We start from the raw sequence: 16,453 nt of genomic DNA on the forward strand, positions 1-16,453 counted from the left end.
AGGTTAAGTTTGGGATAGAGGGAAGCCAAATTGAAGAAACCAACCAGTATAGAAAAGAAAAGAACAAATAAGAAGGCCGACAAAGAATCCGGGGCAAAGAGGGGACGGCTCTCTGCCGGTCGCGGTTTCTTTAGCAGCGCCTTGACGAGCCTGTATACAGACAGTGATTTTGTGATACTCCTGCTTGTAGCCGTACTCACTACTTTTGGGGTGGTCATGGTTTTCAGTGCCGGCTATTATTCGACTTTAGCCAAGTCGACTGATCCGTATTACTTTCTCAAGAGGCAGCTGGCATTTGCATTTACAGGCTTTATCATCCTGCTGGTTGTTTCCAAGATAGATTATCACTCGTATTCAAAATATTATAAGCAGATTGCGGTAGTCAGCTTGATACTGCTGCTGTTACTGTTCACGCCTCTTGGCGTAACGGTCAACTTCGCAAGACGCTGGATTTTTATCGGGCCAATTAGAATCACTCCAAGTGAAATCTCCAAGCTGGCGATGATTATTTTTACGGCCACTTATTTATCCGAAAATCCTAAGCGAGCCAAGCAAGGTCTGACAGGGATGTCTCTGATCCTTGGAATGATGGCGGTGCATGCTGCGCTGATTATCAAACAGCCAAATTTGTCGACAGCCATAGTGATAGTGGCAATTATGATAGGTATACTGTTTGTCGGAGGTCTAGCGTGGAGATACATATTTTTTGCGTTCGGGGGACTCGCTGCGGGCATGGTGTCCATCCTCCTGTTCTTCCGTCACACACACTGGTACTCGAGACTTACCAATTGGATGGATCCGTTCAAGGATGCGCAGGGAGAAGGCTATCAGGTGTCTCAATCGATTATTGCGCTGGGTAACGGCGGTTTCAAAGGGTTGGGTCTGGGCAAAAGCATATCCAAAAATCTGTATCTGCCTGAACCGCAGAACGACTTTATACTTGCGATCATCGGAGAGGAACTGGGCTTCATCGGAGTGTTCATAATGATGGGTATATATCTATACCTTATCTGGAGGTGCATTTTGGTGTCATCCAAGGCTAAGGACAAGCTGGGCTTGTTTATGGCTTCCGGTATTTCGATTATGCTGGGACTTCAGGTTGTTGTCAATGTTGCTGTCGTTACAGCTTCCATGCCGGCAACAGGTATTACGCTACCATTTGTAAGCTATGGCGGTACATCATTGTGGGTATTTATGGCAGCGATGGGAATTATGCTAAATATTTCTAAGCAGGGAAGGGCTAAGTAGAGATGAGAATTATATTGACAGGCGGCATCACGGGCGGTCACATCTATCCTGCACTTGCGATTGCAGATCAATTTAAGGAAATAGATGCGAATGCAGAGTTTCTATACCTTGGTTCTGATGAAGGTATGGAGAAATATATAGTTCCAAAGCACGGATATGAGCTTAAGTACATAGATTCGCGATGGTTTGATCGAAGCAGCCCACTCAAGCTTGCCAAGACTCTGCTAAAAAACGAAAAGGGCAAACGAGAGACTATCAGGGCCATGAAGCGCTTCAAGCCGGATTTTGTCATGAGCACAGGCAGCTTTGTAAGTGTTCCGGTTGCCTTGGCGGCAAAGTCGCTCGGAATTCCTATTTATATCCATGAGCAGAACGCATATCCGGGGATGGCCAACAAGCTGCTCTCCAAATATGCTAGAAGGGTTTTTCTCGGCTTTGAAGCGGCTAGAAGATATTTTCCTAGTGCGAAAGTCGTTTATACAGGAAATCCCGTTAGGAACGAATTTGGCGAACAGAGCCGCAGTGATGCGCGCAGGGAGTTGGAAATTCCGGAGAACGACTTTGTAGTCTTAACCTTTGGCGGTAGCCTCGGTGCAGAGACTATAAACGACATCGGTCTTGAGATTGTCAGCAATTACGGTAACGATGAGGATACTACGATTATATTCGGAACAGGCAAGGACTACTATGAACATGTAAACCGGCGACTTGCGGCCGGAAACAGAGAAGTTCCTGCAAATGTCCGTGTTATGCCGTATATCTCCGACATGGCCAAGATGCTCGCTGCCAGTAACGTAATAATCTGCAGATCAGGAGCACTGTCTACTGCCGAGGTCACTATGGCCGGTCGTGCAGCGATATTTGTTCCGTCGCCAAATGTAACAGGCGATCATCAGTACTATAATGCAAAGGCTGTGGCAGATAATGGAGGAGCGGTTCTGATCACCGAGGATAGCGACGTGGAAATAAGAGTTCTCAATGCCTTAAAAGCTCTCAAGACTGATCCGTCACTCCTCGAGGATATGGAGAAGGGAAGCTACAGGTCGGCACCTGTCGACGCGGCCAAGATAATTTGCGAGGAAATCATCAAGGACTTGAGGGCAAGACGAAGCTAGAGGTTATAATGAGCAAGGATAATAATGTAACACCCGAACTTAATAACAAAAGAAGCCGAGAGCGGAATGCTGTTGCCGGGAATGCGGATGAAGTAAACACAGTTGCAGGAGCGGATAATATTGATAGCAAAGAGCGTGTAACTGATAATTTTACGGAGACTGTCGGAGATGAGAGCACACTGGATGAGATTGAAAAACGCAGGGAAAAACGCAAGCGCAAGCTCAAAAAGCCGGGATTCTTTACAAGAGTGTTTATAGTGCTTGGCATCCTGATAGCGCTTATAGCATTTTCGATGTCCGGTTTCTTTACCGTAGATACAATCGATGTTCAAGGCAACAAGTACTACACTGACGAAGAAATTACCAATCTGGCACACGCTACAACCGGGCGCAATCTGATATATAAGCTCAATAAAAGACAGATGCTCAAGTATTTGGAGAAAAATCCCTACATAGAAGAGGCAAGGGTGTACAGGAGACTGCCAAGTACGATTGTGATCAATGTTACGGAGAGAATTCAGATTGCAGCGTTAACCTACGGTGATCAATATCTGATCATAGACGGTAAGGGGACGCTGTTGAGGATTACCAATACCAAACCTAAACTGACAATAGTTACTGGATTTAAGGTTAAGAAAGTGGAACTGGGAGAGCAGGTCGGAGTAAGCAACACCGATTTATTTAAAAATCTGCTGTCTCTACTTGGCTCAATGCAGAGTGGCGATGTTTACTTCACCAAGATAAACGTCACAGAGCTGTTTATCACTGCTAATGTTTACGATTCATTGGTCGTTAGGAGCAAGTATAAGGATTTAAAGGACACAATAGATAAAGGGAGATTGCATAAGGTGTTGGATGAGCTGTTCAAGAGAAATATCAAGCGAGGAACTATTACAATTTCATCTGATGGATATGCGTCATTTACTCCGGAATTATAGGATTACGCATATGAGTTATTTGTTAATTAAATACCGCAAAAACCATGTATTTTGTGGTATGAATGTAAAAAAGAACCGTATATATAGTGCATTGTATGATTCAATATGATATTATTAGTTAGATTTAGTCGATAATAGGAGGGGCTTTATGATGGAATTTGTTTCAGACTTCGTATCCAGCACAGATAATGCTGCGATCATCAAAGTCGTAGGTGTTGGCGGCGGCGGTTGCAACGCTATCAACAGAATGGTTGACGAGAATCTTCAAGGTGTAACCTTTATTGCAGTCAATACTGATAAGCAGGCACTTGCAAAGTGTAAGGCTGAAGTGAAGATTCAGATTGGAGAGAAGCTTACCGGAGGCCGCGGTGCGGGCGCTAACCCCGAGATCGGTCAGAAGGCGGCCGAAGAAACTCTCGAGGAGATTTCGAGTTACCTACAGGATGCAGATATGGTATTTGTCACAGCTGGCATGGGTGGTGGAACAGGAACAGGTGCTGCCCCAATTATTGCCAAGGCATCTATGGATTGCGGAGCTCTGACAGTCGCAGTAGTCACCAAGCCATTCTCATTTGAAGGCAAGAAACGTTGGAACAGAGCTACAAAGGGAATTCAGTATCTAACCAATTTCGTTGATTCTCTTGTTATCATTCCTAATGATAGACTGATTGACTCAAGCGAAAAGAACACAACGATGATCGAGGCCTTTTCGATGGCAGATGATGTCCTTAGACAGGGTGTTCAGGGGATTTCCGATCTTATCTCCGAGTACGGAATAGTCAATGTTGATTTTGCCGATGTCAAGACAATCATGGAGGGCAGAGGAGTTGCTCACATGGGGGTTGGAATTGGTACCGGAGACAACAAAATCGAAGATGCGGTTAGAAATGCAATCGAGAGTCCGCTTCTCGAGACTTCTATCGATGGTGCTAGATCTATTCTGCTTTACGTATGCGGTGGATATGACATTGGTATGCAGGATATCAGCAAGATTGCCAGCAAGATTCAGGACGAGGCAGACCCTGAAGCTAACATTATCTTTGGAGCAACTGTTAACGAGAATATGAACGATAAGGTATCCATCACACTTATCGCGACAGACTTCACTACCGGTGGATTAGCTCCCGCTGGTGAAACACCGGAAGTAGCCAGACCAAGCGTGAAAGGCACCCGTGTTAACGTAGACGGTCTTGAGGGACAGATTGTTGACATGAGTGATTTTATGAAGGACGACAATCAGGCTGACAAGGGATCTTCTGATTTCGATGTTCCTGATTTCCTCAAGTAGTGGAAACCTACAACGACCATAAGGGGATGGCTAGTGAACCGTATAGATTCATTAGCTCTCCCGACAATGATAAGATACGTTTTATCAAGAGACTCGGTCACAAGAAGTATCGCGATCAGCAGGGGAAATTCCTTATTGAAGGGATTAACCTTGTCAGAGCCGCACTTAGCAAAGCTTTGACCATGGAGATGGTTCTGATTGCCGACGACTTTGATTACAGTGAGATTGCGGAAACGCTCTCCGGTAACGTGGATTATCATCGTATATACCTGGTTCCGCGTTATCTGTATGAAAAGATAAGCGATGCGGAGAATGGATCTGGAATTATTGCAGTCGTTAATAAGAGTTCGTATTCTTTGGATACTCTTGAGAGCATGCTACGTTCTCATCATGGGTGCGTCGGGAATATTTTAGTTTTAGACAGACTACAGGATCCCGGAAATATTGGAACAATGATTAGGACTGCTGTTGCGGCGGGGTATTCTATAGTCGCAACGATTAAAGGCACGGCGGACATCTATTCACCGAAGGTGCTGAGGGCGTCTGCAGGAATGATATTTGACATTGCAGTTGTTGAGCTTGTAGATGCAAATGATCTAAAGAAAATGGTGTCCAGACTAGACAAGAAGATTGTTGTGACAGATCCAAGAAAAGGAGTTCCTTATTACAAATGCAGTCTCGCGAGAGATGTAGCACTTGTCATAGGAAATGAAGGCAATGGTATAAGCGAAGAGATATTGGAGAGCTCCGATATCCGCGTAAACATACCGATGCAAGGAGAGGTAGAATCACTTAATGCGGCTGTTTGCGCTTCGTTACTCATGTACGAGGCAATGCGCATAGACGAGTGATAGTACGAATACAACGTTTATAGCAGAATGGAGTACATTATGGAAAAATGCAAAGCGGACGTAACAATCTGTGGCAATGATTATGTTCTATCCGGCGATAAGAGCGAGGATAAGATAAAAGAGATTGCCAAGTATGTTGACGATGAGCTTAGACATACCAGTAAGTTGCTTAATAGCAATCCAAACTACAGGAGCGCAGTCCTCACGGCTATCAATTTGGCTGAAAAGCTGATGGATAACAGTGATCTGCTGCTCAAGCTTCAGACTGAGAATCACCAGCTTGACAACGACGTTAAGCACTACATCTCACTGTGGGAGGATGCTAAGCTTCAGGTATCTGATCTAAAGGATAAGATGACAACTGCATCTGATCTCAATGTTCAGGAAAGTGAGAAGTATAAGGAGCTTGAGGCCAAGTGTGGCGAGCTTGAAAATGCATACTTTGATCTTCAAATGGAAAACACCAACCTCAAGAACGAGATTAGGAACCTGCAGAAGTTCAGAGGCGAGAATGAATAAAAAGTGTTTAAAGCTTCTGGAATACAACAAAATAATAGACTTGCTTTCCGCTGAGGCGGGGTCGGCTCTTGCGCGTGAGCGCATTTCTGAGCTTGCACCTATGTCCAACATGCGGATGATTCAAGAGGCATTAACGGAAACTACGGAAGCAGTTTCCGTTATTCTATATAAAGGCGATATTCCTGTTGGGGAATTTGGGAACATCATCGGTCTACTCGATATAGTTCGCAAGGGTAGAACGCTCTCAATGAGAGAACTGCTCACGGTCAATCGAAGCTTGGTCGGAGCAAGGGAAGTTAAAGACTTCCTTTCCTCCGATGTTCCGGAAATTCCGATGATATGTGAGATAAGCTCGCTGATTGCACCGATTCCACGGTTGGAGAGTGAAATAAATCGCTGTATACTGTCCGAAGACGAGATGTCGGATAATGCCTCACCGGAGCTTAAACGCATTAGGCGTGAAATAAGAAATAAAAACGAAAGCATAAGACACAAAATCGACAGCTATACGAGCAGCGGCAGCAACAATGTGTATTTGCAAGATTCAATTGTTACAATGAGAAATGGCAGATACGTAATACCGGTCAAGCGTGAATATAGCAGCAGAGTTCCGGGGTTAATTCACGACCAGTCTAAAACCGGTGCGACATTCTTTATCGAGCCGCAGGCTATAGTGAACCTCAACAACGAACTCAGAGAGCTTGAACTGGCTGAACAGAGGGAGATAGAGCGTATATTGCAGATGCTGTCGGTCCGAGTGGGCGAGCATTACAACGAGCTCAGAAATAACCAGGAACTCATGGTCAAGCTTGATGTCATCAACGCTAAAGGTAGACTTTCTGTGGCGCTGGACGGGGTGGCTCCACATCTGGATGCAAACGGAGTTCTCAACATACGCGCAGGCAGACATCCGCTTTTGGATAAGAACAAGGTCGTACCTATCGATGTTTCGCTGGGCGAAGACTACGATACGCTGCTCATAACAGGACCTAACACCGGAGGTAAGACGGTTACGCTCAAGACTATCGGATTATTCATTCTGATGACTGAATCTGGGCTGCATATTCCATGCTGTGAGGAGAGCCGCATACCAATTTTTAGAGATGTATTTGCAGAGATTGGAGACGAACAGAGCATCGAGAACAATCTAAGTACGTTCTCGTCGCACATGCTGAATACGGCCGATATTATTGCAAATGCAGACGCGAATTCACTCGTACTCCTCGACGAGATCGGTTCAGGAACGGATCCCGCAGAAGGTGCTGCCCTGGGAATTGCAATGCTGGAGGTGCTAAAGACAAAAGGGGCGCATATTGTTGCAACGACGCATTATACCGAGCTTAAAAAATACGCACTATCGACTGAAGGGGTTGAAAACGCATCGATGGAATTCGATATGGAGACACTTTCACCTACGTATAAGATCAAGATCGGCTTGCCGGGAAAGTCCAACGCGTTTGAGATTTCCAGGAAGCTTGGTCTGGATTCGGCGATAATCGATAGAGCTATCTCCTTGATGAATGAGAATGACATCGAATTCGAGGGGGCGGTTTCACGTGTTGAGGCTGATCAAAACAGAGCAGATGAAGTTCTTGCTAGAGCTGAGGCGATGGAGGCGGAGGCGAATCGCAAGCTCATGGATGCCGAAGAAAAGCTGGCAGCAGCTAAGGATAGCAAGCGTAGGATCATTGAGTCTGCTAAGGAAGAGGCTCGAGACATAATAAGCGATGCAAATAGAACCGTTAAAGAGGTTAGCAAAGAGCTTAGGAAGGCTGCCAAGGAAAACCGTGACAATTCCTCCGCGGCTGTGGCTGAGAGTAAACGCAAACTTCGAGAGAAGTATATCAAAAATGCTGCTGCACCTAAAGAGGTTAAGAACAGCAATGTCCCTAAAGCCGAGGAGCTCAAGCGAGGGACTCGTATCAAATTATTAAAGCTGGGTCAAAACGGAGAGGTTGAGACTCCGCCGGATGCATCCGGCAGTCTGACTGTAAGGATAGGTGCGCTCAAGATGGGAGCAAAGCTCAAGGATGTAGTGATCATTGAGGACAACAGACCTGGCAATAAAGCACGCAAACGCGAAAACTATGCTGTTATGAATACATCTAAGGTGAGGACGATTTCACCATCTATCAACGTGGTAGGCAAGAATTTGGATGACGCCGAGATGGAAGTAAGCAAGTATATCGATGACGCGTTTCTTGCCGGCGTAAATGAAGTCCGGATTGTGCACGGAAGAGGAGAAGGAATTCTGCGCACAGGACTCAGACAGATGCTCAAACGCAACAAAAATATCAAGTCTATAGCGGGAGCTTCGTATGATCAGGGCGGCGAAGGGGTGACAGTTGTCACATTTATAGATAAATAATGAGCTTAAACCGTTCAAAAAGGTTACTAAAAAGCCGGTTTTGATATATAATTAATTGATTAGAGATTGATAATGGGGATAGTGTCAATGTACGTCGTTAGCAGATGCCTTTTAGGAATTAATTGCAAATATAATGGCGGGAATAATTTGAACGAGGATGTCATCGAGTTTTGCCGCAATCACTCCGTTATTGCAGTCTGCCCAGAGACAGCAGGTAAACTGGAGTCGCCCAGACCACCGGCAGAGCATCAGTTGGTGACTATGCCTGATGGCAGTGTTGAAGAACGTGTAATAGATAAGGACGGTAAGGATAGAACCGCAAATTTCTTCAATGGGGCTAATATCTCAATGAACGAGGTGCTTCGGAAATGCGAATCTACAGGTGAAACGATAGAGGGTGCTATACTAAAGGCAAACAGCCCTTCGTGCGGTAGCGATATGATATACGATGGAACCTTTGCAGGGGTGCTGATACCTGGAGATGGAATATTTGCCGGGATGCTCAAGGAACGCAATGTTCCGGTTATGAGTGAAAAGAATTTTAAAGAGAGATTAAACGTAGAGGAGAAGGCCGAGAAATGATCGACTACAAGTTACAGATAGCACAAATTATATCTAAGCAGGATATAGGGCTAAGCGCAGATGAAATCGCTGAAATGATTGAGGTGCCAGCTGATTCTAACAATGGCGATTTTGCATTCCCTTGTTTCAGACTAGCGAAGATGATGAGGGAAGCGCCACAGATGATAGCTGCCGGAATAGCTGAGACAATTGAATCCGAGTCGATTTTTGAGAAGGTAGAGCGGGTAAACGCATATGTGAACATGTTTATCCGCAAGGATGTGTTCGTTAAAAACGTTGTCACAGAGGTGATTCGTACCGGTGCTGATTACGGAAAATCCAATATTGGTGAGGGCAAGACGGTTATAGTCGAATTCTCATCGCCTAATATTGCCAAACCGTTCCACATTGGCCATATCAGGAGCACCGTAATCGGAAATTCCATCCATAAGCTGTATAAAGCGACAGGCTATGATGTTGTAAGAATCAACCATCTCGGTGATTACGGCACACAGTTCGGCAAGATGATTGTTGCATATAGATTGTGGGGCAGTGAGGATGAGCTTGAACGGAGCCCGATTAAATCGTTGCTTAAATATTATACTAAATTCCATGAAGAGGTTGAGAAAGATCCAAGTCTGGATGATAAGGCTAGAGAGACGTTTGCCAAGCTTGAGAACGGAGCAGAAGAAGAGGTTGCTCTCTGGAAGAGGTTTAGAGATCTGAGTCTCGAGGAATTTAACAGAGTGTACAAGATGCTTGGGATAGAGTTCGACTCATATGCCGGCGAGAGCTTCTATTCAGACAAGATGCCCTCTGTGTTGCAGGAGCTCAAGGATAAGGGCTTGATGCACGAATCACGAGGTGCTCAGATCGTGGATCTGGAAGATTATGGTATGCCGCCGGCTGTTATTACCAAGTCCGACGGATCAAGTCTATATGCTACTAGAGATATAGCTGCTGCAATATATAGAAAGCAGCACTATGATTTCTACAAAAATATATACGTTGTTGCAACTCAGCAGAATCTGCATTTCAAGCAGTGGAAGCAGGTGCTGGAATTAATGGGGTACAGTTGGCAAAAGGATTGTATCCACGTCCCTTTTGGACTGGTTAGCCTCGAAGATGGTACGATGTCGACTCGTAAGGGCAGAGTGGTTTTTCTTGAGGATGTGCTGAGCAAGGCTGTTGAGAAAACCAGGGAGATCATCGAAGAGAAGAATACGGGCGGGGTTGATATTGATGAGATCTCAAGAGAAGTCGGAATCGGTGCGGTAATATTCCAGGAACTGTCCAACAACAGAATCAAGGATTATGTGTTCTCGTGGGATAAGGTACTAAACTTCGATGGAGAGACGGGTCCTTATGTTCAGTACACACATGCAAGAGCGTCCAGTGTTCTTAGAAATGCTTCGCAGGAGGAGCTGAGCAAGATTCAAAACTCAGACATCGGCGCTTTCAGCTATGTGACATCTGAAAGCGCATATGAGCTGACCAAGCTGATCTACAGGGTTCCGGAGGTAATCAGAGAGGCCGCTGCTAAGTATGAGCCATCGATACTGACCAGACACCTGATAGATATCGCTCAGGGTTTTAACAGGTTCTATCACGATGAACATATCTTAGTAGATAACGAGGATGAGAAGATGGCTAAACTAGCGCTGGTGTATGCTTCTAAGATTACGATTGCCGACTGCTTGGCAATTCTCGGCATACAGGCGCCTGATAAGATGTAGGGGAGACGACGATGAAGCTACTGCTCAGCACAGTCAAGACAGAATGCTTTGATTCAAAGCTAGCACTTAAGAATATGTACAACGTCGTTGGGAATGCACCGCTGGACGTGTATCTCAGGGAATTTGACCTGAGCGATCCTGACCAGAGAATTTATGAAGAATTGCTGGGAGAGAAATACAACATTCTATATTTTCACTGCGATGAAGTGAATGAATTCAAGATAGCGCACATCTGCGAATTGATTAAGAAGGCCGTACCGAGCTGTATCGCTGTTGTGGGCGGTAAGGAGGTCAGCTTTGAGACACGTGAGTTCATGCAGGCGCATCCGGAGATTGACTATGTGTTCCGCGGTGAGTGCGAGAAGGTGTTGTTTGACTTTGTGAGATCAATTATCACATACAGTTTTGACTTCGAGAATATAGATGGTCTCGCTTATCGAGAGAATGACGAGATATTGGTCAATAAGATTGGAGAGCCGATTCGCTACGAAGATATACCTTTTACGTACGATAAATTCGAAGTGGCAGAAGGTGAGAACGTATACTACGAATCGTCTCGCGGAGTTCCCGACACCTGCCACTATTCTCAGTATATGCCGGGCATGTCGCTCCGTTCGCTTTCTCTCAATAGGATTTGTAATGAGCTGAGATATTTCCTGGTTAAGAAGGTTGGCAAGGTGACCTTTGTCGAGAAGTGGTTTAACTATGATGTGGCCAGAGCGTACAGAATCTGGGAATATCTAATCAATAATGACAATGGAATTACATCCTTTATATTTGATATTAATGGTGATTTGCTCGATGAGGAGACAGTTGAGCTTCTAAGTGAAGCCAGACCCGGATTGTTTCATTTCGATGTTGATATCGAGACCACCAATGCGACTGCGCTGGCCGCAGCAGGACGTAAGGAGAATATATACCAGCTTATGTACAATGTCACAAAGCTGCTTCAGAACAGCGAGGTTGACGTCAGAGTGGTGCAGCGTGTGGGTCTTCCGGGTGAGACGATAGAGCTGTTTGAAAGAGCCTTTAACAAGATATACAATCTTCATGCAGATACCTTTGATATAGAGGTGTTGCGCATCAAGAGGGGAACGATGTTCAGACAGCGTGCCGAGCAGTTCGGATATGAGTACAGCAGAGAGTGCCCTAATGAGGTCATTGCAAGCGATTATCTCTCTGCTGCAAGCATCGTGAGGATTAAACTGATAGCAAATACGGTCAAGACCTTTGAACATGGCTTTGAGGATTCTATCAATAAGATTATGTTTGATGCCGGTCTCAGACCATTTGAATTTTTCGATGGACTCACATCGTTTATCATGAGAAACGATTTATCTCGCAAGCTGGGCAAGGAAGAGAATATGTACAGAGTGCTGTATACATATGCGGCAGATTTGTATGATAAGAACGAAGATACCTTGAAACTGCAGGTGCTGCAGGAGGTGCTTCACAGCGATATGAACAAAAACGTATCGCAGGATGTGATTAGGAAATTAGAACGTAAAGGGTGGGAAATACATGTCACAGCAAAACACTAAGCAAGATCGCATAGCAACATACCTCCAGAAATCAAATGGAGGTATTTTGTTTGATGAGCTTTCAGATAAATATCTAAGCGAGGCAGGCATCTACGATATACTACACGGCGTTCCTGTTCCAATCGCTGCCGGAGTTGGCGATGAGCTATCTACTCTAACTATCGCATTTGGAATGGCTAGGGTAATCGGAGCGGATACCAACTTTGAATACAAGGACAACTATGTTGCGTATATTAAGCAGCTCTTTGGAGACGATGCCTCAAAGGCGTTAATTGCAGAAGGCGCAAAATACGGACAGTCGGGGAATTACGAGCTTGCGGCAATGTTTTTCAGAGCGGTGCTCATATTCGACTCAAGGTCGCGAGATGCACTCTATCTATACGGCAGAGCCTGCAAGGATGCATATGAGCGGGAGAATGAGGACGAGGAGTATGTAGGTAGCTTTAAGGCTGAATCGTTGGAAATATTTGAGCTACTTACGATGCTTCACCCTGACTTCGTGATGGGATATTACTTCCTCGGATACGGATACGCTAACCTGGGGCTATATATAAAAGCTGACCTCACATGGGCAAAATTCATCGAACGGACTGCGGCAACGGGTGACCCGGAGATTGAGGAGCTGAGGAGTGAAATTTCCGAGAGGTTAGATGCGCTCAGGGAGCCGGTCAAGATCGAGGAGGGTGTGAACTGCGTTCTCAGTGGGGATTATATGGGAGGAATTAACATTCTTTCGCAATATACTGATGGGAATTACAAGGATTGGTGGCCGTTGTGGTACTATCTGGCCGTATCTGAGGCTTCCCTGGGTAATGCGGAACCGGCCATCGACTACTACAAGCAGGCATTGGTATACACACCTAGCAACACAGATATCATGGAAGAACTGGCTTCTGTCTATGCGGCTATAGGTGATCAAGCAAATGCTGTCAAATATCTTAATAAGATTGAAATCGTAAAAAACAATATTAAGCAAGAGAGTGGAAATCAATAATTTATACTATGGAGTGGAGGTGTCGATGTCGCATTTCTTCAGGTACGAGATGGACGGCGAACCGTATCTCAATATGATGCTCATATATGTAATATTTGCGGTATCAATAGCTATCGCAGTTAAATTTAGAAAAAACGAAAAACTACTCAAGGCCGTGCTGATTATCAGTGTGGCCTTGCAGGCTGTTATGTTCGCGTGGTATTTGGGAGACAAGGCGCTACTGATTAAGGAAGGTCTTCCCTTATACCACTGCAGGCTGGCAGCTTTGATGTCAGCTGCTGGATATTTTTTCAATAAACCGAAGGTGGCTAGGTTTTTTGCCTGGATGGGACTGGTTGGAGCTGTGATCGCTTTTGTCTTTCCGGATCCGTCGGATTTTATGTGGCCACACTTGACCAATCTTACCTTCGTTTCTACACATTGCTTTATAGCTATGGGATCAATCATGGTTATTGCCAGAAACGACGTAAAGCTCTGCGTAATTGATGCATGCGTTATGACGGTAGTGATGAATGCATTTCTCGTTATTGTAAATGCTATGCTCGGTAGCAATTACGGCTATCTGACTGAGCTTCCACCCGGTATTCCGTTACAGTTGAACAAATATATGCTGTTTGTGTTATTGACTGCTGTAATTTCAGGAGGCGAACCGCTGCTGGACAGAGCATATGCCGCAATCAAAATGCACGATTAGCTTAACGTATATAGTTAAGTAAGAGAAATCGCTAAAGAAATGTGACGACACTATGAAGATTAGCACTCAACAGTTGACAGTGCTAACAATTACGCCTATACTATAGATGTAAGCAGAGATGAGATTATAGTTAAGGCTTACAGAGAGTAGAAAATGAGGAGGTGTGATAGAATGTTACCTGCAATTTTTGGAGAAAACGTATTTGATAATTTTATGAATGACTTTGATCGTGACTTCTTTAGACGCTGGGATGCATCGAAGCTCATGAGAACCGATGTTAAAGAAACAGAAGGTGGATATGAGCTAAAGGTGAATATGCCGGGGTTGAAGAAGGAAGATGTAAGTATCAAGCTTGATCAGGATTATCTTACGATTTCAGCTAATGCAAAGTCATCTGATGATGAAAAGGATGATAATGGTAAGTATGTAAGAAGAGAACGCTATTATGGAAGCTATCAGCGTCAGTTCTACTTGGGAAAGGGCGTAAAGCAGGAGGATATACATGCAAGCATGGCAGATGGCGTGTTAACATTGGATATCCCAAAGCGAAACCGGCAGGAGCTTGACAATTCACGTGTTATTGAGATTGAAGGATAGTGTAACATAAGAAGCACAAATGATTGTATAACTTCTTAAAGGTGTAAAATTAAAAGTGACAAGATGAGTAGCCGGGGCGGTTAGCTTCGGCTGCTTGTCTGATATAATATAGTTCATTAAAGAAATGATTTAATAATGCAGGTTCCAAAATAACGGAATGATGAAATGATACATAGAATTATGATATACTGACTATAAAAATCTTGACATGACATGATGGTTAGTATAAAATAAGGAAGTCGCGAACGTGGGAAGATGTTCCGAGGTAGCTCAATGGCAGAGCAACCGGCTGTTAACCGGTAGGTTGTGGGTTCGAGCCCCACCCTCGGAGCCATTGATTTTGTGCCGGAATGGCGGAATTGGCAGACGCCCGGGACTTAAAATCCCGTGAGAAGTGATTCTCGTACCGGTTCGACCCCGGTTTCCGGCACCAATAATTAAATATCGCGGGGTAGAGCAGTTGGTAGCTCGTCGGGCTCATAACCCGGAGGCCGCAGGTTCAAGTCCTGTCCCCGCAACCAACGAAATTTAACCGTAGGCTGATGTCTGCGGTTTTTTAGTGCAATGGATTAAACAGTGGCGTATTGCCGGTCTTTTGTGGCTTATAGGACAAAAAACGTGTTACAAAACCGCTATAGCCATTGAAATTTCAATGGCTATAGCGGTTTTATCTTTTTTGAAAGAAGATAGAGGGTGGACAAAAAACGTGTTTAGAATGCTTGTTAACAGTTGAAATTTCAACATGTATTGGCGTTATATCTTTCTGAGAATGAATTATCGGGAGGATACCGAATGAAGAGCGTTAATTGTCCATATTGTGGAGCCAAATGTATCAGACATGGAAAGAATAGTTCAGGTACGCAGAGATGGTTTTGCCCTGAGTGCAAGTCATCATTTACACCTAAAATCGATAACTCTTCAAAGCAATTAAATATGTTCCTGAAGTGGTTGTTTGGACGAAGCACTCAAGCGAATATGCCGGGTGGAGGCAGAACATTTCGTAGAAATACGGTAAAGTTCTGGAACCTGTGGCCTATGCCTCCTGTCATTGAGGACAAGAAAGACGTATTGTATTTAGACGGCATATATCTTGCCAGAAAGGCATGTGTATTGATCTGCTGTGATGACAAACATGTACTTGGATGGTATCTATGCAGATATGAGCATTCCGGTGCCTGGAAGGCATTGATGTCTAGAATAGAGGAACCTGTAATGGTGGTGTCTGATGGAGGCTCTGGTTTTAATAAGGCACTTCGTAAAACGTGGCCTCATGCGAGACACCAAAGGTGCCTGTTTCATGTGTTTTCACAGATAAAACGATATACGACAACGCGGCCTAAAACCCTTGCAGGGATTGAGTTATACACACTTTCAAAGGATCTGCTGAAGCTTGATACCAAAGAGGAAGCAGAGAAATGGACAGAAAGATTTGTGGAATGGATGAGCAAGTACAACAAATTCCTGAGCCAGATGTCCCGTGACGAAAACGGAAACTGGAGATACACACATGAAAGGTTGTTAAAGGCACAGCGCTCCATTGTAAGGCTGATAAAAGAAAACAGCATGTTCACATATCTGGATGAGCAGTTAAGTCAGGAAATAGATGAATTGCCGTCAACGAATAATCGGATCGAAGGAGGCGTCAATTCGAGGATAAGAGCATTGCTCCGGGACCATAGAGGGTTATCTGTCGAAAGAAGAATAAAAGCGGTCTTCTGGTGGTGTTATATGCACTCACCGGAGCCGCTTTCTGTGTCTGAAATATTGAGAGTGATGCCCACAGACAAGAGCATTTCAGATATATACGAAAGAATTTCGGATAGCGAAAAACGCACCTCAACTATCCCTATGTGGGGTGATGCTATCGTCTGGAGTGAACTCCATAGAGAGGACAATTATCCTTCTTACTGGGATTAGCAAAACACGTTTTTTGTCCTATAAGCCGTAAAACGGGGGATGCGTAACTGCATCCCCGCGTTTTCTGTATGGTGTTATATCTCCTG

14 protein-coding genes and 3 tRNA genes are annotated in these 16,453 nt (G+C 44.6%); all 17 read left to right on the plus strand.

Translation table 11 applies throughout. From position 1 onward, the window contains the following. The first annotated feature begins 30 nt into the window (after positions 1 to 30). The 17 genes from ftsW to HMPREF0581_RS03885 all read left to right on the plus strand — a co-directional run bounded on the left by ftsW (position 31) and on the right by HMPREF0581_RS03885 (position 16,367). Positions 31 to 1,248 carry a putative lipid II flippase FtsW gene (ftsW, locus tag HMPREF0581_RS03805; protein ID WP_051426922.1) on the plus strand — a complete coding sequence of 406 codons (1,218 nt, stop codon included), beginning with the start codon at positions 31 to 33 and terminating at the stop codon, positions 1,246 to 1,248. A gap of 2 nt (positions 1,249 to 1,250) precedes the next feature. Next, a complete protein-coding gene (gene murG / locus HMPREF0581_RS03810) occupies positions 1,251 to 2,363 on the plus strand; it encodes an undecaprenyldiphospho-muramoylpentapeptide beta-N-acetylglucosaminyltransferase (protein WP_009643150.1) in 1,113 nt (370 codons plus the stop codon). An 8-nt stretch (positions 2,364 to 2,371) separates the two neighbouring features. Continuing rightward, positions 2,372 to 3,301, plus strand: a complete 930-nt coding sequence (locus tag HMPREF0581_RS03815) for a cell division protein FtsQ/DivIB (protein ID WP_036380594.1) — start codon at positions 2,372 to 2,374, stop codon at positions 3,299 to 3,301. Between the two features lie 148 nt (positions 3,302 to 3,449). Then, the gene (gene ftsZ, locus HMPREF0581_RS03820) at positions 3,450 to 4,589 is read left to right on the plus strand and encodes a cell division protein FtsZ (RefSeq protein WP_009643144.1); all 1,140 of its coding nucleotides are present in this window, start codon (positions 3,450 to 3,452) and stop codon (positions 4,587 to 4,589) included. Positions 4,590 to 4,615: 26 nt separating this feature from the next. Beyond that, entirely contained in the window at positions 4,616 to 5,440 is an 825-nt protein-coding gene (locus tag HMPREF0581_RS03825) for a TrmH family RNA methyltransferase (protein WP_009643155.1), read from the plus strand. Positions 5,441 to 5,479: 39 nt separating this feature from the next. Then, a complete protein-coding gene (locus tag HMPREF0581_RS08275) occupies positions 5,480 to 5,959 on the plus strand; it encodes a cell division protein ZapA (protein ID WP_009643158.1) in 480 nt (159 codons plus the stop codon). Next, positions 5,952 to 8,327 carry an endonuclease MutS2 gene (locus HMPREF0581_RS03835; RefSeq protein WP_009643140.1) on the plus strand — a complete coding sequence of 792 codons (2,376 nt, stop codon included), beginning with the start codon at positions 5,952 to 5,954 and terminating at the stop codon, positions 8,325 to 8,327. The genes HMPREF0581_RS08275 and HMPREF0581_RS03835 overlap by 8 nt, the downstream gene beginning before the upstream one ends. 72 nt (positions 8,328 to 8,399) lie before the next feature. Continuing rightward, positions 8,400 to 8,909: a DUF523 domain-containing protein gene (locus HMPREF0581_RS03840; RefSeq protein ID WP_050992582.1), complete on the plus strand. Its 510-nt coding sequence runs from the start codon at positions 8,400 to 8,402 to the stop codon at positions 8,907 to 8,909. After that, positions 8,906 to 10,624, plus strand: a complete 1,719-nt coding sequence (gene argS / locus HMPREF0581_RS03845; protein ID WP_036380596.1) for an arginine--tRNA ligase — start codon at positions 8,906 to 8,908, stop codon at positions 10,622 to 10,624. The genes HMPREF0581_RS03840 and argS overlap by 4 nt, the downstream gene beginning before the upstream one ends. An 11-nt stretch (positions 10,625 to 10,635) precedes the next feature. Further along, entirely contained in the window at positions 10,636 to 12,165 is a 1,530-nt protein-coding gene (locus tag HMPREF0581_RS03850; RefSeq protein ID WP_009643160.1) for a B12-binding domain-containing radical SAM protein, read from the plus strand. Then, positions 12,146 to 13,159: a tetratricopeptide repeat protein gene (locus tag HMPREF0581_RS03855; RefSeq protein WP_036380598.1), complete on the plus strand. Its 1,014-nt coding sequence runs from the start codon at positions 12,146 to 12,148 to the stop codon at positions 13,157 to 13,159. Before HMPREF0581_RS03850 ends, HMPREF0581_RS03855 begins: the two co-directional genes overlap by 20 nt. A 25-nt stretch (positions 13,160 to 13,184) precedes the next feature. Next, on the plus strand, positions 13,185 to 13,853 hold the full coding sequence (locus HMPREF0581_RS03860; RefSeq protein WP_009643142.1) for a YwaF family protein: 669 nt from the start codon (positions 13,185 to 13,187) through the stop codon (positions 13,851 to 13,853). A gap of 171 nt (positions 13,854 to 14,024) precedes the next feature. Next, positions 14,025 to 14,450 carry an Hsp20/alpha crystallin family protein gene (locus HMPREF0581_RS03865; protein WP_009643159.1) on the plus strand — a complete coding sequence of 142 codons (426 nt, stop codon included), beginning with the start codon at positions 14,025 to 14,027 and terminating at the stop codon, positions 14,448 to 14,450. 259 nt (positions 14,451 to 14,709) lie between these two features. Beyond that, positions 14,710 to 14,784: transfer RNA gene (locus HMPREF0581_RS03870), tRNA-Asn, on the plus strand. 10 nt (positions 14,785 to 14,794) lie between these two features. Next, positions 14,795 to 14,883, plus strand: a tRNA-Leu gene (locus tag HMPREF0581_RS03875). Between the two features lie 12 nt (positions 14,884 to 14,895). Continuing rightward, positions 14,896 to 14,971 (plus strand) — tRNA-Met (locus HMPREF0581_RS03880). A 271-nt stretch (positions 14,972 to 15,242) separates the two neighbouring features. Then, on the plus strand, positions 15,243 to 16,367 hold the full coding sequence (locus HMPREF0581_RS03885) for an IS1249 family transposase (RefSeq protein WP_036380601.1): 1,125 nt from the start codon (positions 15,243 to 15,245) through the stop codon (positions 16,365 to 16,367). The last annotated feature ends 86 nt before the right edge of the window (positions 16,368 to 16,453 follow it).

Source organism: Mogibacterium timidum ATCC 33093 (assembly GCF_000525775.1).
GTDB lineage: Bacteria > Bacillota > Clostridia > Peptostreptococcales > Anaerovoracaceae > Mogibacterium > Mogibacterium timidum.